We start from the raw sequence: 17,829 nt of genomic DNA, 5'->3' as shown, positions 1-17,829 counted from the left end.
AGTCAATTATGCACTATCGCTATAACCCTATTACGGGCCGATATAGCCAGACTCGCTGACCAATCGCCGACGTGTCCTGATGTGGTGCCGGTCCTCATATCGCGCTGCCTATGGCCGCCTTCAGCCGTCGGCCTCCACCGTGCCGCGTCCTTCGCCTCCCAGGCGGGTGGCCACAGCACCGATAATCAGGCCGATGATGGCGCCGTCCAGCGCCAGCCACCAGGGCGCCACGCCGCTGCCGGCGCGGCCCAGCAGCGGCGCCAGCATGGTCTCCGCCCGCTCATGAGCGAAGAAGGCCAGGACGAAGTTCATCCAGCCGCCCAGCAGCGGCGCGCGAAACCACCACGGCATGGGCAGGCGCAGCACCGGATGCCAGGTAAAGACGCCGAAGACGCCGATCATGGCGCCCAGGGTCGGGTACCACAGCAGCAGGCCCCAGCGCACCAGCCCGGCGTTCGGGTCCATCTCCGCCCGCAGCCGCTCCGCCACATCGCCGGCCACGCCCTCCAGGCCGCCCAGCCCGGCAGCGGGCGCCAGGAAAAAGGCGAGCAGGCCGAAGGCCAGGCCCATCCCCTTGCCGATGGTGATACGGGTAATCAGCGACGGATTGGCGAACAGGGTCATGACCAACTCCCGGTGCGGGTGAGCGAACCGGCGACGCCATCGCCGCCGCAGGACGTAACCCTGGCACATCGCGGCACGCGCCGCATTGATACGGGTCAAGTGTGCCCTACGGCACCAGCTTGTAGCCGCCGGGCTCGGTCACCAGCAGGGCAGCGTTCGACGGGTCGGCCTCGATCTTCTGGCGCAGGCGATAGACGTGGGTCTCCAGGGTGTGGGTGGTCACCGCCGCGTTATAGCCCCACACCTCGCCCAGCAGGGTGTCGCGCCCGACCACCTTCCCGGCCCGATAGAGGTAGCGCAGAATCTGCGTCTCCTTCTCGGTCAGGCGGATCTTCTTGTTGTTGGCCTCGTCCAGCAGCAGCTTCTGGGCCGGCCGGAACGAGTAGGGCCCGATGGTGAAGACCGCGTCCTCGCTCTGCTCGTGCTGGCGCAGTTGCGCCCGCATGCGGGCCAGCAGCACGTTAAGCCGGAAGGGCTTGGCCACATAGTCATTGGCGCCGGATTCAAGACCCAGAATGGTGTCGGAATCGGAGTCCGCCGCGGTCAGCATGATCACCGGGCTGGCAACGCCGCTGCGGCGCATAAGCCGGCACACCTCGCGCCCGTCCATGTCCGGCAGCCCCACATCGAGGATCACCAGGTCATAGTATGTGTCCCTGGTCGCCTCCAGGGCCGAAGCTCCGTCGGCGGCCTCCGCCGTGTCGAACTCCTCGAACAGGCGGAGCTGCTCGGCCAGGGAATCCCGCAGGCCCTCGTCATCATCCACCAGCAGGACTTTGCGGCGTGTGTTCATGGCTCTGCTCTCCCGGAATGCGCGGCTCACCTCGGCCAAACCAGACGTGAGGCCACCACCCTTGTCAACGCGGAACCGCGCAAAACCACGCGATCCGCCATCCGCGCCGGGCGCTGCTGCGGCGCTGCCCTGCGGCCGGCCGGGACTCCGGCCCGCCGTTTCTGCTATGCAGCGGCCATGACCACGCCCGCCAGCACCGCCCATCAGCCGGCCATGGGCAGCGCCCGCCTGCTGCGCGCCGAGACCAGCCCGCCGGCGCTCGTCCAGGTGGACCGCGCCGCCGGTGATCTGCGCCGTGGCGAGCCGGTGGTCCTGCGCGGACCGCGCCACACCGCCTGGCTTGTGCTGGCGGCGGAAACCGCCCTGCCGGCGGCGCTCGACCGGCTGACCGCCCTGGCCGGCCAGCCACCCGCTCTGCTGCTGACCGGCCGCCGCGCCGCCGCCATCGGCCTGTGGCGAGCGCCCGCAGGCGAGCCGGACAGCCCGCCCCCCGACGGCGTTCGGGTGGTGCTCGCCGCCCCCTTCACCCTCGACGGCGTGCGCCCGTTGCTCGACCCCCTGGACCGGCCGCGCCCGACCGCCGGGCCGGCCCTGGCCGCCACCCCCCTGGCCGTGCAGGACCTGGCCGAGCGGGACGGCGAGACGGCAGCGCTGGAACTGGCCAAGCTCGCCCGCCTGCTGCCGGCGGTCTTTGCCGCACCGCTGCCGGCCAGCCGCATGGCCTGGCTGGGCGACTGGGCGGCGCGCGAAAACCTGCTGGCGGTGGACGGCGAGGATTGCCTGGCCTATCGCCGTATCGCCGCCCGCGCGCTGCAGCCCGTGGCGGTCGCCGACATCCCGCTGGAAGGGGCGGCCGCCTGCCGGGTTCACGCTTTCCGCCCCGGCGACGGCAGCCTCGAGCATCTGGCCCTGGTCATCGGCCAGGTGGACCCCGACCCCGCCCCCGACTCCGCCCCCGACTCCGGAGAGGCGGCCGTCGGCGGCAGCGGCGCGGCGCCGGTCCTAATCCGCCTCCATTCAGAGTGCTTCACCGGCGATCTGCTGGGCAGTCTGCGCTGTGACTGCGGCCAGCAGTTGCGCGGCGCCATTGACGAGATCGCCCGCGCCGGCTCCGGCATCCTGCTCTATCTGGCCCAGGAAGGCCGCGGCATCGGCCTCATCAACAAGCTGCGCGCCTATGCCCTGCAGGACGCCGGCCACGACACCTTCGACGCCAACGAGGCGCTGGGCTTCGAGGCCGATGAGCGGCTCTTCCTGCCGGCCGCCACCATGCTGCGGCGCCTCGGCGTCGGCCGGGTCCGCCTGATGACCAACAATCCGGAGAAGGTGGCGGCGCTGCGCCGCTTCGGCGTTGACGTGGTGGAGCGGGTCGCCCACGCCTTTCCCTCCAACGGCCACAACGAGGCCTATCTCAAGGCCAAGGCCGGGCGCGGTCACCTGCTGGACGTCTGACCACGCACAGGGCCGCGCCACCCTTTCAGCCCCCCCTCTGGCATGCTCCTTGCACCGTGCGGGGGGTCATGTCCGCCGCCCTCTCCCTCGCCGCCCGCCCGCCCCCTGCGCCCGGCCTTGCGGCCGGCCTATCACCAGGCCCGCCGCCGGACCGGCTCCATGCCGCCGCCGGCCGCGGCGAGGCGGCCTTTTCCGCCGCCGTCAGCGCCCGGCCGGCGGCCGGCGCACCAACCCACGCCCTCGGCTTCGCCGATCTTCTGGACGTGCTCAATCCCCTGCAGCATCTGCCCCTGGTCGGCAGTCTTTACCGCCAGGCCACCGGCGACAGCCTGTCGCCGGCCGCCTATGTGCTGGGCGGCGGCCTGTGGAATGGCCTGCTGAGCGGCGGCGCGGGCCTCGCCGTGGGCATGGCCGGCGCGGTCACCGACGCGGTGCTGGTCGCCGGCACCGGCCGCGACAGCGCCATGATCGCCGGCAATCTTCTGCTCGGCCGGCCCGCTGCGCCACAATTGGCCGGCAACAGCACCGCAGGCGGCTCCACCGGCCCGACCGGCGGTCGCGGCGACCCGGCGGGGCTGATCGCGACCGTGGCCGCCACGCCGCCCGCCGTTGCCGCCATGGGCTATGCCGCCGCCGCCGCCCACCTCACCCCATCCCACCTGACCTCGTCCGCCAACCCGCCGCCAGCGGCCACCGCCGGCCGCGCCTGAGCCGCCCCGACCCAACGGCCGGCTTGCGTCCGCCGCCGCCACTTGCGACAACCGCCCTGTCCCGCCCGCGGCCCCTGGGCCCGCTTCGGCAATTCGCCACCACCCGGCGGGAGCCGCCCGGGAGCCGTCATGGCCCGATCCCGTTCCGCCGTCACAGGCACACCGCCGCCAGAGGGCGCCGGCCGCCCGGCCCGGGCGCCGCGCGGGCCGCGCCCGCCTCGTCCTGTCAGACTGGTCCGCGTCACCGCCGATCCCGGCGCGCGTGAAGGCCGGCTCACCGCCGGCGCCTTCTCCTGTCCGGTGCTGGTCGGCCGTGGCGGCGTCATTCATGCCAAGCGCGAAGGCGATGGCGCGACCCCGGCCGGCATGTTTTCCCTGCGCCAGGTTCTCTACCGGCCGGACCGCGAGGCGCCGCCGGCCACCGGCCTGCCGGTGGCGGCCATCGGTCCCGACGACGGCTGGTGCGACGATCCGCTTGACCCGGCCTATAACCGGGCGGTGCGCCATCCCTATGGGGCTTCGGCAGAGCGTTTGTGGCGACGCGACCGGCTCTATGACCTGATCGTCGTCGTCGGCCACAACGACGCGCCGCCGGTGCCCGGTGACGGCAGCGCCGTATTCATCCACCTGGCCAGCCCGCGCCGCACGCCGACCGCCGGTTGTCTGGCGCTGCGCCACGACGATTTGCTGCAGGTGCTGGCCCGGCTCGGTCCCGCCACCCGCCTGGAGATCATCGCCAACGCGGTCATATGACGGCGGCCGCCCGCTGACGCCGTGTCTCAGTCGTCGCGCTCACCGAAAAGCGCGCGGCCGACCCGCACCGCCGTCGCCCCACAAGCGATGGCCGTGGCGAAATCGCCGCTCATGCCCATGCTCAGGGTTTCGATGCCATTACGCCGGGCGATCTCGCGCAGCAGGGCGAAATAGGGCGCCGGCGGCTCGTCCGCCGGCGGGATACACATCAGGCCGCTGATGGCGAGACCCCATTCGTCGCGGCAACGGGCGATGAAGCCATCCGCCTGCAACGGCATGATCCCACCCTTCTGCGTCTCCTCGCCGATATTCACCTGGACATAGAGGTCGGGCCGCCGCTCGCTGCCGGCCAGCGCCCGGGCCAGCGCCGCCGCCAGGCTTGGCCGGTCCACCGTTTCGATGACGTCGAACAGGGCCACCGCCTCGGCCGCCTTGTTGCTCTGCAAGCGGCCGATGAAGTGCAGTCGAAGATCGCCCGCCACCGCCCGTCGCCCACCGCCCTGCGCCGCGCCCCAGTGGGCCTGCGCCTCCTGCAGCCGGTTCTCGCCGAACACCCGCTGGCCGGCGGCGATCGCCGCGGCAATCCGCTGCTCCGGCTGGCGCTTGGCCACCGCCACCAGGGTCACCGATCCGGCCGGGCGGCCGGCCGCCGTCGCCGCCTGGTCGATGGCCTGACGCACCGCCGCCAGCCGCTCGGCCACGGCTCTCTCTTCTGTCGCCCCGGTGGTCGCCCCTGTGGTTGCCTGACTCATGGCCTAGGAGTGGCGCTGCCGCCGGTATCCGTCAAGCACCCGCTTTACCGCCGCCCGCGCGGCCGGCTTTGCCCGCACCCTGCGCCATGATAAAGACGCCGCATGTCCCGCACCCAGCCCTCCGCCGCCGACCTTGACCGGCTGCACCAGCAGGCTCTGGCCCACCACACGGCCGGCGATCTGGACAAGGCGGCGGGCCTCTACCGGCGCATCCTCAAGACCTGGCCGCAAGTGGTGGAGGTGCAGCGCCTGCTGGCCATCATCGACCTCCAGCAGGGTCGCTATGGCGACGCCATACCCGTGCTGGAACAGGCCATCGCCGCTGATCCGTTCAATCATGCCTGGCATGTGAATCTGGGCAATGCCCTGCTGGGCGCGCGACGCCACCGTGATGCGGTGCGCGCCTTCAATCATGGCCTGCGCTGCATGACAGAGGCGGTGCCGGACGGCGAGCGCGCCCGCGCCTATGCCGGGCTCGGCCGCGCCCTGGCCCTGGCCGCCAATACGCCGGCCGCCGTCGCCGCCCTGGATCAGGCCGTGACGCTGGCGCCCGACTACGCTCAGGCGTGGGTCTGGCTCGGCCAGGCGCTGGAAGAACCGGCCGCCAACCGCGATCCCGTCCCGGCCTTTGCCGAGGCGGTGCGCCTGGAACCGGCCAACCCGTCCTTCGCCACGGCGCTCGGCATCGGCCAGATGCTGCGCGGCCTCTATGCCGAGGCCGCCGCCACCCTCGACCGCTCCCTCGCCCTCAAGGCGGACCAGCCGCTCGCCCTCCACTGGCGGGCCCGCCTGTTCCAACGGGATGACGAGCCGGGCCTGCGCGCCTACCAGGCGCGCCTGCAGGCACAGGCGGACAGCCTGTCGCGCCAGCGCCCGACCGCCGACCACCAGACCACCGCCGACGACCTCGCCCGTGACCGGGCCCAGGTGGCGTTCGCCCTGGCCGAATGTTGTGAACGGCTGGGTGAGGACAAGGCCGGCTGGGACCATCTGGTCACCGCCAACCGGATCGAGGCCGGGCGCGCGCCATACGATGGCCGGCCGCAGCGCCGCGACATGGAGGACATAGAGCGGGTCTTCACCGCCGACCTGTTCGCCCGCCGCGCCGCCGCCGGCCTGCGGCAATCGCCTGACGCCGCACCGGTCTTTATTGTGGGATTGCCGCGTTCCGCCACCTCTTTGACCGAACAGATTCTGGCCACCCACCCGGCCATGGTCGGCATAGGCGAGTGCACCTTTCTGGAGGCCCTGGTGCGCGCGCCGGACCGCGAGGCCGGCCTCGCCCTGCCGCCGGGCTTCACCTGGCCGGCCGCCGTGGCCGACCTGCCGGACGCCGCCTTCGCTGCCATGGGCCAGGCCTATATGGACCGGGCCACGGCGCTGACCCCGCCGGACAAACGGATCATCGACAAGATGCCGGACAATTACTGGCAGATCGGCATGATCCGCCTGATGCTGCCCGATGCGGTCATCATCCACTGCCGGCGCGATCTGATGGATGTGGGCCTGTCGCTCTTCCGCCAGTTGTTCAACGGCGGGCTCGAATACTCCTATGACCTGGAGGCCATGGGCCGGCACATCAATATGTACCGCCGCCTGATGGACCATTGGGGGCGGGTTCTGCCGCCGCGCGACGACGGCCGCCCGGCCATCCACCATATGGATTATGGCCGGCTGCTGGCCGATCAGGAGGCGGAGTCCCGCGATCTGCTGGCCTGTTGCAGCCTCGACTGGGATCCGGCCGTCCTCGACTTCCACAAGACAGAGCGCACCGTGGCCACCGCGTCGGCCGGTCAGGTGCGCCGTCCGCTGGACCGCGCCGGCGAGGGCGGCTGGCGGCGCCACGAGGCGGGGCTTCGGCCGCTCGCCCGGGTCCTGGCCAGCGGTGCCCTGCCGGGCGATCCGCCGGCCACGGAAACTCCCGTTACCGGGGCGGCCATCACCAAGTAACTAATTGAAACAGAAAGATAATTCCTTCTGCCATGCAGTCCGGCGGGACGAACTGTGTCTTTCCGGCAACAGTCCGGCCCGACCGCCTCCACGGAGTTGAGAATCCATCGGTTGGCCAGACCCTTACTTCGTTAACAAGACCTTTCCCGATCTGTTGCATTGCTGCAACAAGTCCCTCGAAATTGTGTGGAAATTGCAACGGACCCATTGCAAGGGCCCGGAAACACGGGCCTTATGCCGCCTGCTTCAGCCGCGGGGGATCGCCTTTCGGCGAGGCATTCTTGGACACGGGCCCGTGTCTCAGTCTTTCGGAGGAAAACACATGAAGAAGACTCTTCTCGGGGCGACGGCTCTCGCCGGCGGTCTGGCTCTGGCCAGTGCCGCGCAGGCGCAGTCGCTCGACCCCATCAAAGTTAGTGGCTTCCAGTACACCTACTGGGCGTATGTCTCAGAGGATCTGGACAGCGCGCCGCTCAGCACGAAGAAGCGTGCGGACACCATCACGACCGACACCGAAATTGAATTTACCGTTCGCGGTTCTGACGAGTCGGGTCTGTCCTGGGGTGCCCAGGTCGAGCTGAACGGTGCCGATACGTCCGGTGGCGCCAGCAACTTGGACGACAACTATCTCTGGATCGCCAACGAGGCGATGTGGGGCCGGTTTGAGTTCGGCACCCGTGACGGCGCCAAGAACCGCATGCACTTTGGTACCCCCGTCAACTACGGTTATGACGGCGGCATCAACGGCACCTGGTTCAACGCCACCTTCCCGGCCGGCAATAACGGCTGGGTCGCCTATCGCGGCAACAATATCGGTCGCGCCACCAAGGCCACCTACTTCACGCCGCGGTTCGCCGACGGCATCATCCAGTTCGGTGCGTCCTACTCGCCCGACCGTCGCAACGGTGACCAGACCCTGGCCCGTACGACTGCCGGCGCCCGTCAGGGCAACATCGAGCTGGGCGCCAACGCCATCATCCCCGCGGGTGATGCGTCGGTCCGTCTGTCGGCTGGTTATTACCACGCCGACCAGCCGACCACGGCTGCTGCGGCCGAAGACTTCCGCACCTACCATATCGGTGCCAACGTCAAGTTCGGTCGCCTCGAAGTCGGTGCCACCTGGGCCACCAACGGCGAGTCGGGTCAGACCAAGACCGATCCGTTCAAGTCCGACGCCGAGGTCATCTCGGCCGGTGTGTCCTACGGCGCATGGGGTGACTTCCGCGTTGGTGCGGCGGCCTCCTTCTCTGAAAACGCCGGTTCGACCACGGTTGCCGGTGACGACGAGGCCACCATCTACAACGTCGGTGGTGACTATCACTTCCTGCCGGGCATGATGGTGTTCTCCGAGCTGTCGTTCATCAGCTGGGAAGACGAGGCCAGCACGGCCACGGCGGAAAATGACGCCACTGTCTTCGCTCTCGGCTTCGCCGTGAACTTCTAGTTCACACGAACGCCGACTGCGCAAGCAGTCCGGGGGCGGCGGGGCAACCTGCCGCCCCCTTTTTTTGTCCGGTCCCGCCGCCGGCCGCGACTCTCCATCGCCACGATCATTGCCCGCCGGGCGCCCGGACAGCCCGGTTTGATGGCCGGGCCGATTGACCGTTCGCGGCTTTTCAGCAAAGGTGCCGGCCCAGAGCCCCTGCGCCGCAGTCGCGGTCTGGCCGTCACCGTCAGGATACCCGTTTCGCCCATGACGCCACGTTCAATCCTGCCGGCCATCCTGCCGGCTATTTTGCCGGCCACCCCGCCGGCGATGCCGCGCCTGCTGGCGGGCCGGCGGCGGCACGGACGCGACCGGACGCCGTATGTTGCCGCGCTCTTTGCCGCCATCGTGCTCGGCCTCGCCGCCTGCGGCGGCACCTCCGCCGAACAGCAGCGGCAAAGTAACGAGGCGCTGAACCGGGTGGACAACGAACCGCCGGATGACGCGGTCGGCCTGTTCGGCGAGGGCGGCCTGAGCGGCCTCTTCAGCGGCGGCAATACCGAACCGGGCGCCGGCGGCGGTGGCATCGGCGTCAACGCCTTCCTGTGGCGGGCCAGTCTCGACACCCTGTCCTTCCTGCCCCTGGTCTCGGCCGATCCCTTCGGCGGAGTCATCATCACCGACTGGTACCGGCCGCCGGAGTCACCGGACGAGCGGTTCAAGCTGACCGTCTTCATTCTCGATACGCAGTTGCGCGCCGACGGGCTGCGGGTCGCCGCCTTCCGCCAGACCCTGGACGCCGCCGGCCAGTGGGCCGACGCGCCGCTGGACGCGGAAACCGTGCGCAAGCTGGAGGACACCATCCTCACCCGGGCCCGGCAACTGCGCATCGCTGCCGTGCAGCAGTAGGCGACGCCTGCGCCCGGCGGGCCACCTCCACAACCGCGCGCGTCAGCGGACAAGTTTCCGACTGGTCGGCCCACCGGCCGCGGCCGTCGCCTGAACCCGTTTTGAAGACCGTCATGGACCGATACGACTTCAAGAGTACAGAGACCCGCTGGCAGGCCCGCTGGACAGAGAAGGACTGCTTTCGCGCCGGCCGCCACGGCGACCGCCCGAAATACTACGTGCTGGCCATGTTCCCCTATCCGTCGGGGCGCATCCACATGGGCCACATGCGCAACTACACCATGACCGATGTGGTGGCCCGCACACGCCAGGCCCAGGGCTATGACGTGCTCAACCCCATGGGCTGGGATGCCTTCGGCCTGCCGGCGGAGAACGCCGCCATGCGCGAAAAGGTCCATCCCCGCGACTGGACCCTGTCCAACATCGCGGCCATGCGCGATGTGCTGAAATCGGTCGGCCTGGCCATTGACTGGAGCCGGGAGATCGCCACCTGCGATCCGGCCTATTACCACCAGCAGCAGAAACTGTTCATGGATATCCACGAGGCCGGCCTGGCCTATCGCGGCGAAGCCTGGGTCAACTGGGACCCGGTGGACCAGACCGTGCTGGCTAACGAGCAGGTTGTGGACGGCAAGGGCTGGCGGTCCGGCGCGCCCGTGGAGAAGCGCCGTCTCAATCAGTGGGTCTTTCGCATCACGGCTTATGCCCAGGACCTGCTGGACGCGCTGGACGGCCTCGACGGCTGGCCCGACCGGGTGCGCCTGATGCAGGCCAACTGGCTCGGCCGATCCGCCGGCGCCCATATCCGCTTTCCGCTGGAAGAGGCGGCTGACACGTCCGGTAATCCGCCCGCCCGCCTGCCGGCCGAAGCTGTGGGTGGCGCTAACGGCGATGCCGCGCCGTCGGTGCGCGTCTTCACCACCCGCCATGACACCATCTTCGGCGCCAGCTTTATTGCCCTGTCGCCCGATCATCCACTGATCGGCGCCCTTGCGGCGGACGATCCCGACCTCGCCGCCTATGTCAGCGAATGCCAGCGCATGGGCACCTCGGAGGAAGCCATCGAAACGGCGGAAAAGACCGGCTACCGGACCCGCCTGGTGGCGCGCCATCCATTCGACGGCCGCCGCCTGCCGGTCTATGCCGCCAACTTCGTACTCATGGGCTATGGCACCGGCGCCATCTTCGGCAGCGCCGCCCACGACCAGCGCGACCTGGACTTCGCCCGCAAATACGACCTGCCGGTGCTGCCGGTGGTCTGCCCGGCGGGCGAGGGCGCGGCATCCTTCACGCGGTCTTTCACCGACCGCGACGAGGCCTATACCGGCGACGGGCGCATCATCAATTCCGATTTTCTCGATGGCATGACCATCGACGAAGCCAAGGCGGAGGTGGCCAGCCGCCTGTCCGCGGCGGGTCTGGGCGAGGCGACCGTCACCTGGCGGCTGCGCGACTGGGGGGTGTCGCGCCAGCGCTACTGGGGTTGTCCCATCCCCATGATCCACTGTCCTGACTGTGGCGTCGTGCCGGTGCCTAAAGCCGACCTGCCTGTATTGCTGCCCGATGACATAGACTTCGGCCGGCCCGGCAATCCGCTGACCCGCCATCCCACCTGGAAGCAAGTGGCCTGCCCGCAGTGTGGCAAGCCGGCCGAGCGTGAGACCGACACCCTCGACACTTTCGTCGATTCGTCCTGGTACTTCGCGCGCTTCACCGCACCCGACGCCAGCCAGCCGATTGATCCGGCGGCGGCCGACCGCTGGTTGCCGGTGGACCAGTACATCGGCGGCATAGAGCACGCCGTGCTGCACCTGCTCTATTCCCGCTTCTTCATGCGGGCGCTGCGCAAGGCCGGCCATGTAAAACTGGACGAGCCGTTCCGCGCCCTCTTCACCCAGGGCATGGTCAATCACGAAACCTACTACGACGCCGAACGCGGTCAGTGGCTCTACCCGCACGAGGTGGAAATCCGCGCCGACGGATCGGTCATCCGCGGCGATAGCGGGCAGGTGGTGCAGCGTGGCCGGGTCGAGAAGATGGCCAAGTCAAAGAACAACGTCATCGCCCCGACCGAGATCACCGCCCGCTACGGCGCCGACACGGCGCGCTGGTTCATGCTGTCCGACAGCCCGCCGGAGCGGGACATGGAATGGACCACCGCCGGCGTCGAGGGCGCCCACCGTTTCGTCAACCGTCTTTGGCGTCTGGTCCACGAGTCGCTGGACCGCCTGCCGGCCGCCGGCGCGGCGGAGCCAGAAACCATGAGCGAGGCGGCGCTGGCGCTGCGCCGCGAAAGCCACGGCGCCATCGCCCGGGTCAGCGAGAGCATCGCCGATCTCGGCTTCAACCGCGCCGTCGCCCACATCTACGCCCTGGCCAACGCCGTGCAGGACTTCGCCAATGCCGGCCACAACGCGGCGGACGCCGACTGGGCCCGGCGCGAGGCGCTGGAAACCCTGGTCCGCCTGGTCAACCCCATGATGCCCCACCTGGCGGAAGAGCTGTGGCAGGCGCTGGGCCATGACACCTGGCTGGTGGACACCCCATGGCCCGAGGCCGAGGCGGCGCTGCTGGTCCACCAAACGGTGACCATCGCGGTCCAGGTCAATGGCAAGCTGCGCGGCACGCTCGATGTGGCCACCGACATAGGCGAAGAGGCCTTGCGCGAGGCGGCGCTGGCGCTGGAGCCGGTGGCCCGTCAGCTTGCCGGCAAGCCGCCGCGTCGTGTCATTGTGGTGCCCGGCCGCATCGTCAACATCGTCGCCTGAGACCGGCCGCTGCCTCTGGCGGCGGACCGCTCGCTGCCGCTAGGCTTGGCCGCCCATGAAGATCACCGCCGCCCGCGCCGATGCCTTCTGTGCCGCGCCGGATTCCGCGATCCGCGCGGTTCTGCTCTACGGCCCCGATGAGGGACTGGTGCGCGAGCGCGGCCGCGCCCTGCTGGCCGGCATTGTGGAAGACCCGGCCGACCCCTTCCGGGTCGCCGATCTGGCGCCCGGCGAGGTGGTGAAAGACCCGGCCCGTCTCGCCGACGAGGCCGCCGCCATGGCCATGACCGGCGGCCGCCGCGTCGTCCAGGTGCGGGGCGCCACGGCGGCGCTGGCGCCGGCCCTGCAGAACGCGGTGGAGCGGCTGGCCGAGGCGGCGGCGACGCCGGCCGACGCCGCGCTCATCATCGTCGAAGGCGGTGACTTCGGACCGCGCGACGGCCTGCGCAAGCTGGCTGAGGCGCACCCGGCCATCGCCGCCGTGCCGTGCTATGGCGACGAGGGGCGGGGCCTCGCCCGCATCATCGCCGACAGCCTGAGCCAGGAGGGGCTGACCGCCAGTCCCGATGCCCGCGCCTGGCTGGAGACTCACCTTGGCGCCGACCGCGCCGTGACCCGGCAGGAGATAGCCAAGCTGGCCCTCTATGCCGGGGACCAGACCAGTCTCACCCTGGCCGATGTGGCGGCCACCATCGGCGATGCGGCGGCGCTGTCCATGGATGATGCGGGCCTGGCGCTGAGCGCCGGCGACGCGGCGGCCCTCGACCGCGCGCTGCAGCGCTTGTGGCATGAAGGGGCGGCGCCGATCTCGCTGCTGCGGGCCACCGCGCGTCATCTCGACCGGCTGCACAAGGCGCGCATCGCGGTTGATCGCGGCATGGCGGCGGAGCAGGCCATTGCCGGTCTGCGGCCGCCGGTTTTCTTCCGTCACCGCGACGCGCTGCGTCGCCATCTGCGGTGGTGGCCGGCCAGCGCCTTTCCCGCCGCCATCAGCCGCCTGCTGGAGACCGAGCGTCTGTGCAAACGGTCCGGCGCCGCCCAGGCCCTGCTGGCCGACCGCGCCCTGCTGTCCCTGTGTGTCCAGGCGCGCCAGCGCGCTCGCCGCGCCACCTGAAAGCGCGCTCGCCGTGCCGGACTAGGGAAAGGAAATGGTGGCGATGAGGGCCTGCATCGCCGCGTCGTCCAGCGTTCCTTCGCGGCACAGGGTGCCACGCAGGTAGCGGCTGTCATCCGCATGGCTCAACTGCACACAGGTAAAGCCGGTCCAGTCATAGGTGACCCGCCGCGCGGCAAACATTCCCGCCGCCGTGTTCAGGGCGGCCACGCCATAGGCGGTGGTCAGATCCTCGATGGGTTCCGGCATGGCGGCGAAGGTGGCCTCCACATTGGCCATGGACGCGGCCAGCGCCGCCGGCCACGCCGCCGCCGGGTCCCGTCGGGCGTGGCGCAGGGTGCCGAAGAAGGCGCGGCTGTCGTCACTGATGTCCCAGTGGGCCAGGGTCTCGCTCACGCCGTTCGCCGTGCTCTGGCTCACCGTGTCGGCCGGACGCGGCATGGCGTCCACGGTGAAGGGCAGGGCGCTCTGCTGGGCACCTGCACCGTGGCCGGCGCCAATCAGGGCGACCAGCGCCAACGCCAGTATGACCGTGCCTCGCTGCATCGGCCCATGCTGACCCGCCGCCGCAGAGATTGGCCAGCGCCGCCGCTTCACACTGTGGCGAGGGAGGGTAGCGAGGCGGGGCAGAGAAGACTGCCGCGCCGCCTACAGCGCGCCGCGCCGCAGGCTGGCCAGCAGGGCCAGGCTCCAGCCACCGAGACCGGCCAGCCCCGCCGCCGCCACCAGCAGCCAGCCGACGACCGGGACCAGGCCGATGACGGTCAGCACGGTGACGCCGACGACCATGGCCAGCACCGCCCGGCCGCGGCTGAACCCCGGAAAGTCAGGAGTGCGCCGGCGGCTGAACAGCGACACCACGCGCTCGCCGCTCCAATAGGCGCCGGCCAGATAGGCCAGCAGCAGCAGCACCGGATACAGCGCCAGCAGAGCAAGACCCAGCGGCACCGTCAGCACCAGGGCCAGGGCCACCACCGCCGCGGCGGGGACCACCACCAGGGTGATGAAGCCGACGCCAAGCGCCCGCGCCCGGCCGTCCTGGATGCGTCGCTCCACCGCCGCCATCCCAGCGGGCAGCAGCAGGACCAGCACGACCCCCGACAGCGCCAGCATGGCCCAGCCGAAAAGGCCGACCGCCGCCACGCCCCAGGCCATGTCCCGGACGTCGGGCCGGTCCATGTGCATGGTCTCGTAAACCGTCGCCCCGCCGATGGTGGCGCCGGCGGCGATCTCCGCCGCTTCGGGCGCGCGGTAGGTCAGGTTGCCGATGATCGCCGCGTTGGGGCCAAGGTGCAGCTCGCCGGCGCGCGCCATCACATCGCCGGCCACCACGCCGTCCAGCCACACCTCGCCGCCATTGACCGTCAGGTCGCCGCCGATGCGACCGCTTACACGGATGTCGCCGCCGCTGATCCAGGCATTGCCCTGGATGTCGCCGCGAACGCGAACCTCGCCGCCGGCGATCATCGCCTCCTCGCCCACCCGGCCCGACAGGGTGACGGTGCCGCCGGCGGCGCGCAGGTCGCCGGTAATGCGCTCGGCCAGGCGGACAAAGCCGCCGGCTACCATGGCGTCACCACCGACCGGCGCCAGCACCAGCACGTCGCCGCCGGCCGCCAGCACGTCGCCGGACACCGCACCACTGACCTCGACAGAACCGCCGCTGATATACAGGTCGCCATTGACCGGTGTGGCGCTGCGGTCGAGCCGGAACTCGGCCGCCACCGCCGCGCCGCCCGTGGCGGTGAGCACCACCAGCAGTGCGGCCAGACCGGCCAAGGCTGAATTTCTGAACATGGAACGCCTCCCGCTGCCGGCCGCGCCGATGTGGCCGGCCCTTATGCAATTGCCGGCCCAGCCTAGCAGATCGCCCCCCGGCCCGGCGTGATCCCTGTCACAATTCGCCAGCGCACAATGCGCCACCCCATGTTGAGTCACGCAACCGGCCTTGCCGGCGCGCGCAGTGTGGCCCACATGACCGCTGACACAGGCAAACACAGCAAACAGCAAGGAGGCCCCCCCATGGCCAACGGCAAAGCCCGCGCGCTGGGCGTCAATCACGTGGTGCTGGAAGTGGGTGATCTGGACGAAGCGCTCGCCTTCTATGGCGCGATCTTTGATTTCAGCCTGCGCGGGCGCGGCGACACCAACGCCTTCATCGACATGGGCGATCAGTTCATGCAGCTCTCGCTCGGCAAGACCCAGGGGCCCGACGACGCCCGCCATTTCGGGCTGGTGGTGGACGACCGCGAGCCGGTGCGCGCGGCGCTGGCCAAACTCGGCGTCGAGCTCATTGGCGGCCGCCTCAATTTCCGCGACCCCTGGGGCAATCGGGTCGAGGTGGTGCCTTATGATGATATTCAGTTCACCAAGGCCGACCATGTGCTGCACGGCATGGGGGTCAACGCGCCGGCCAAGACCGCGGACGCCCGCCGCCAGCTTGCCGAGAAAGGCATGGCGCCGCCGGCCTGACCAGCCGCCCGCCCGCTGGCCCGGCGCTCTCCCGGCCGGTGTTCAGGCCGTCGCCGCCGCCAGCAGCTCGCCATTGACACAGTTGCGCGCCTGCCCGGCCGCCTGCCCGCCGGACAAATAGTCCAGCACCGCCCGGCTCGCCTTGCTGCGGATGTCACGTACGCTGTCGGCGCTGTAGAACGCCACATGCGGCGTCAGCACCAGCCGCCCGTCGAGCCACGGCTCGCGCGCCGCATAGGCGGCCAGCAGCGGGTGCCCGGCCGGCGGCTCCACCGGCAGCACGTCCAGCGCGGCGCCGGCCAGATGGCCGCTGCCGAGCGCGGCCGCCAGCGCGTCCAGGTCGACACAGCCGCCGCGCGCGGTGTTGATCAGCACCGCGCCGGGCCGCATGGCCGCCAGCGCGGCACCATCCATCAGCCGTCGGGTGGCCGGCGTCAGGGGCGTGTGCAGGCTGACCGCGTCCGCCCAGCCGAGCAGATCATGAAGCGTCGCGAACCGCTCGCATCCGATGGCCTGGTCGGCGCCATCCGCCAGAAACGGATCATAGAACCCGGTCGCCATGTCCAGCGCGCGGGCCCGGCGCAGCACTGCCTGACCAATGCGGCCGGCGCCGACCACGCCAAAGCGCGAGTCCCGAAGGCGCCCCACCGCCGGCCCCGGCGTCTGCTGCCAGTGGCTGGCCGGATCACGCAGCAGACGGCCATGGTGAAAACCGATCCCACGGCGCAGCGCCAGCAGCATGCCAATGGCGCTGTCGGCCACGTCGGTGGTGCCATAGTCCGGCACATTACATACGGGAATGCCCCGCGCCGCCGCCGCCGCCAGGTCAATATTGTCGGTGCCCACGCCGCAGCGGCAGATAATGCGACAACGCGCCATGCGGCCGATCAGGGCCTGATCCACCACCACGTCGTGATAGACCTGCAGCCCGTCGATCATCCCCCACACATCATCCGCCACCTCCGCCGCATGCCGCACCCGGCGCACGTCGTAGCGCACGTCCAGGCCCATTTCGCGGGCCACCGCCGTTTCCACCTCGGGCGGGCCATCATATTTGGCGTCGGGAATCAGAACCTGCAGGGCCATGGGCGCCTCGCTAACCGCTTGGAGACCAGTCCCGGCCAGGCCGGGCCGGATCAGGCGCCATCATGCCAGCCGGCCTGACCGGCGGCGAGGCGGGCCGCGCCGGGGCCGGGGCCGGCAAGAAGCCGGGCAAACGAAGGGCGGCCCCATCGCCGGCGGGACCGCCCCCAAGTGGCTGCCGGCCATGGGCACCGCCAGGGATGCCGCCGGCATATGGATTGCGGCCCCTGCCCGTGGACGCGGAAAGGAAAACGCCCCATACGCGGGAAAGTCTATGTCCGCCGCCGCCTCCTGTCATGAACAAAAATTGATTGCCAGACAATTCCACCGGCAACGCTCAAAAAAACACCGGAATCCTGTGGGATTCCCGCAGGTTTCCCCATTGGTTTTCACGTGAGGGCCGCACACCGCACGCCGCCCGGACCGGGTTGGCGGCCGGCCACCCCGGCGATTCCTCTTGTGGCTGTTGACGCTGCTTCATAGACTTTTCCGGTCAAGAAGGATCACGGCCGTCGGCGTAACGAGAGCAAAAGACCTGTGCCGACGAATCGTGCATCTGGGACATTCAATTTTGGGGGGCACTAGATGGCCACGTCACTGAGGAAAGAGGGTGAGTCTCACCCGTATGTCGGCGAGCTGAAGCGTCAGCTCGCGGACAAGGAAATCAGCCGGCGCGATTTTGTTCGCACCGCCACACTGCTTGGCATGTCGGCGACGGCGGCCTATGCCACCGCCGGCAAGATCACCGGCGCGAAGGCTGTGCCACAGGCCAAGGCGGCGGAGATGCCGGCCGGCGGCACCGCTACGCTGGCGGCGCGTATCCAGGACTTCACCAACCCGCACGCCGATAGCTGGTCGAACGTGGGCATTCGCACCACCTATGACTATCTGACCAAGACCCACGTGGACAATGTGACCCGGCCCATGCTGCTGGAGAGCTGGAGCGCCAGCGACGATCTCCGCACCTGGGAGATGAAGGTCCGTCCCGGCGTCAAGTTCCACAATGGCCGGCAGTTCACCGCC

Annotated in this window: 16 protein-coding genes; 10 read left to right on the top strand and 6 right to left on the bottom strand. The window is 70.1% G+C overall.

Annotated elements, in window-relative coordinates; all coding sequences use genetic code 11:
- Positions 1 to 120 precede the first annotated feature (120 nt).
- On the bottom strand, positions 121 to 624 hold the full coding sequence (locus tag RIE31_00080; GenBank protein ID MEQ8638999.1) for a hypothetical protein: 504 nt from the start codon (positions 622 to 624) through the stop codon (positions 121 to 123).
- A 106-nt stretch (positions 625 to 730) separates the two neighbouring features.
- Positions 731 to 1,417, bottom strand: a complete 687-nt coding sequence (locus tag RIE31_00075) for a response regulator transcription factor (GenBank protein MEQ8638998.1) — start codon at positions 1,415 to 1,417, stop codon at positions 731 to 733.
- Between the two features lie 177 nt (positions 1,418 to 1,594).
- Here RIE31_00075 and RIE31_00070 point away from each other — a divergent pair, with 177 nt between their 5' ends.
- The 3 genes from RIE31_00070 to RIE31_00060 all read left to right on the top strand — a co-directional run bounded on the left by RIE31_00070 (position 1,595) and on the right by RIE31_00060 (position 4,332).
- Positions 1,595 to 2,869 carry a GTP cyclohydrolase II gene (locus RIE31_00070; protein MEQ8638997.1) on the top strand — a complete coding sequence of 425 codons (1,275 nt, stop codon included), beginning with the start codon at positions 1,595 to 1,597 and terminating at the stop codon, positions 2,867 to 2,869.
- Positions 2,870 to 2,937: 68 nt separating this feature from the next.
- A complete protein-coding gene (locus RIE31_00065; GenBank protein ID MEQ8638996.1) occupies positions 2,938 to 3,579 on the top strand; it encodes a hypothetical protein in 642 nt (213 codons plus the stop codon).
- Between the two features lie 129 nt (positions 3,580 to 3,708).
- Positions 3,709 to 4,332: a L,D-transpeptidase family protein gene (locus RIE31_00060; protein MEQ8638995.1), complete on the top strand. Its 624-nt coding sequence runs from the start codon at positions 3,709 to 3,711 to the stop codon at positions 4,330 to 4,332.
- 26 nt (positions 4,333 to 4,358) lie between these two features.
- Here the strand turns inward: RIE31_00060 and RIE31_00055 are convergent, their stop codons facing one another.
- Positions 4,359 to 5,084 carry a YggS family pyridoxal phosphate-dependent enzyme gene (locus tag RIE31_00055; protein MEQ8638994.1) on the bottom strand — a complete coding sequence of 242 codons (726 nt, stop codon included), beginning with the start codon at positions 5,082 to 5,084 and terminating at the stop codon, positions 4,359 to 4,361.
- Between the two features lie 102 nt (positions 5,085 to 5,186).
- Between RIE31_00055 and RIE31_00050 the strand changes: the two genes are divergently transcribed.
- From RIE31_00050 to holA, 5 genes are all read left to right on the top strand, one after another.
- Positions 5,187 to 7,034, top strand: coding sequence for a sulfotransferase (locus tag RIE31_00050; GenBank protein ID MEQ8638993.1), 1,848 nt, complete (start codon positions 5,187 to 5,189; stop codon positions 7,032 to 7,034).
- Between the two features lie 322 nt (positions 7,035 to 7,356).
- Entirely contained in the window at positions 7,357 to 8,478 is a 1,122-nt protein-coding gene (locus RIE31_00045; protein MEQ8638992.1) for a porin, read from the top strand.
- 249 nt (positions 8,479 to 8,727) lie between these two features.
- A complete protein-coding gene (locus RIE31_00040; protein ID MEQ8638991.1) occupies positions 8,728 to 9,369 on the top strand; it encodes a DUF3576 domain-containing protein in 642 nt (213 codons plus the stop codon).
- A 113-nt stretch (positions 9,370 to 9,482) separates the two neighbouring features.
- A complete protein-coding gene (leuS, locus tag RIE31_00035; protein MEQ8638990.1) occupies positions 9,483 to 12,137 on the top strand; it encodes a leucine--tRNA ligase in 2,655 nt (884 codons plus the stop codon).
- Between the two features lie 55 nt (positions 12,138 to 12,192).
- Positions 12,193 to 13,251, top strand: a complete 1,059-nt coding sequence (gene holA, locus RIE31_00030) for a DNA polymerase III subunit delta (GenBank protein ID MEQ8638989.1) — start codon at positions 12,193 to 12,195, stop codon at positions 13,249 to 13,251.
- A 21-nt stretch (positions 13,252 to 13,272) separates the two neighbouring features.
- On the opposite strand, the gene RIE31_00025 is transcribed toward holA, so the two are convergent.
- Both RIE31_00025 and RIE31_00020 read right to left on the bottom strand, forming a co-directional pair.
- Positions 13,273 to 13,797: a hypothetical protein gene (locus tag RIE31_00025; protein ID MEQ8638988.1), complete on the bottom strand. Its 525-nt coding sequence runs from the start codon at positions 13,795 to 13,797 to the stop codon at positions 13,273 to 13,275.
- 102 nt (positions 13,798 to 13,899) lie between these two features.
- Positions 13,900 to 15,048, bottom strand: coding sequence for a polymer-forming cytoskeletal protein (locus tag RIE31_00020; GenBank protein ID MEQ8638987.1), 1,149 nt, complete (start codon positions 15,046 to 15,048; stop codon positions 13,900 to 13,902).
- 225 nt (positions 15,049 to 15,273) lie between these two features.
- Between RIE31_00020 and RIE31_00015 the strand changes: the two genes are divergently transcribed.
- A complete protein-coding gene (locus RIE31_00015; protein ID MEQ8638986.1) occupies positions 15,274 to 15,723 on the top strand; it encodes a VOC family protein in 450 nt (149 codons plus the stop codon).
- Between the two features lie 42 nt (positions 15,724 to 15,765).
- Here RIE31_00015 and RIE31_00010 read toward each other — a convergent pair whose 3' ends face one another.
- Positions 15,766 to 16,809: a C-terminal binding protein gene (locus tag RIE31_00010; protein MEQ8638985.1), complete on the bottom strand. Its 1,044-nt coding sequence runs from the start codon at positions 16,807 to 16,809 to the stop codon at positions 15,766 to 15,768.
- Between the two features lie 582 nt (positions 16,810 to 17,391).
- Here RIE31_00010 and RIE31_00005 point away from each other — a divergent pair.
- Positions 17,392 to 17,829: ABC transporter substrate-binding protein (locus RIE31_00005; GenBank protein MEQ8638984.1), on the top strand; the 438-nt coding region annotated here is incomplete at its 3' end.

It is taken from the genome of Alphaproteobacteria bacterium, assembly GCA_040218575.1.
GTDB lineage: Bacteria > Pseudomonadota > Alphaproteobacteria > JAVJRE01 > JAVJRE01 > JAVJRE01.
Note: the sequence above shows the minus strand (reverse complement) of the source record. Positions and strands in the feature narration are given on the sequence as shown.

What these genes read in the sequence shown, in the direction of transcription:
- RIE31_00080 (MEQ8638999.1), bottom strand. Translation starts at nt 624, where the DNA reads ATGACCCTGTTCGCCAATCCGTCGCTGATTACCCGTATCACCATCGGC.
- RIE31_00075 (MEQ8638998.1), bottom strand. Translation starts at nt 1,417, where the DNA reads ATGAACACACGCCGCAAAGTCCTGCTGGTGGATGATGACGAGGGCCTG.
- RIE31_00070 (MEQ8638997.1), top strand. Translation starts at nt 1,595, where the DNA reads ATGACCACGCCCGCCAGCACCGCCCATCAGCCGGCCATGGGCAGCGCC.
- RIE31_00065 (MEQ8638996.1), top strand. Translation starts at nt 2,938, where the DNA reads ATGTCCGCCGCCCTCTCCCTCGCCGCCCGCCCGCCCCCTGCGCCCGGC.
- RIE31_00060 (MEQ8638995.1), top strand. Translation starts at nt 3,709, where the DNA reads ATGGCCCGATCCCGTTCCGCCGTCACAGGCACACCGCCGCCAGAGGGC.
- RIE31_00055 (MEQ8638994.1), bottom strand. Translation starts at nt 5,084, where the DNA reads ATGAGTCAGGCAACCACAGGGGCGACCACCGGGGCGACAGAAGAGAGA.
- RIE31_00050 (MEQ8638993.1), top strand. Translation starts at nt 5,187, where the DNA reads ATGTCCCGCACCCAGCCCTCCGCCGCCGACCTTGACCGGCTGCACCAG.
- RIE31_00045 (MEQ8638992.1), top strand. Translation starts at nt 7,357, where the DNA reads ATGAAGAAGACTCTTCTCGGGGCGACGGCTCTCGCCGGCGGTCTGGCT.
- RIE31_00040 (MEQ8638991.1), top strand. Translation starts at nt 8,728, where the DNA reads ATGACGCCACGTTCAATCCTGCCGGCCATCCTGCCGGCTATTTTGCCG.
- leuS (MEQ8638990.1), top strand. Translation starts at nt 9,483, where the DNA reads ATGGACCGATACGACTTCAAGAGTACAGAGACCCGCTGGCAGGCCCGC.
- holA (MEQ8638989.1), top strand. Translation starts at nt 12,193, where the DNA reads ATGAAGATCACCGCCGCCCGCGCCGATGCCTTCTGTGCCGCGCCGGAT.
- RIE31_00025 (MEQ8638988.1), bottom strand. Translation starts at nt 13,797, where the DNA reads ATGCAGCGAGGCACGGTCATACTGGCGTTGGCGCTGGTCGCCCTGATT.
- RIE31_00020 (MEQ8638987.1), bottom strand. Translation starts at nt 15,048, where the DNA reads ATGTTCAGAAATTCAGCCTTGGCCGGTCTGGCCGCACTGCTGGTGGTG.
- RIE31_00015 (MEQ8638986.1), top strand. Translation starts at nt 15,274, where the DNA reads ATGGCCAACGGCAAAGCCCGCGCGCTGGGCGTCAATCACGTGGTGCTG.
- RIE31_00010 (MEQ8638985.1), bottom strand. Translation starts at nt 16,809, where the DNA reads ATGGCCCTGCAGGTTCTGATTCCCGACGCCAAATATGATGGCCCGCCC.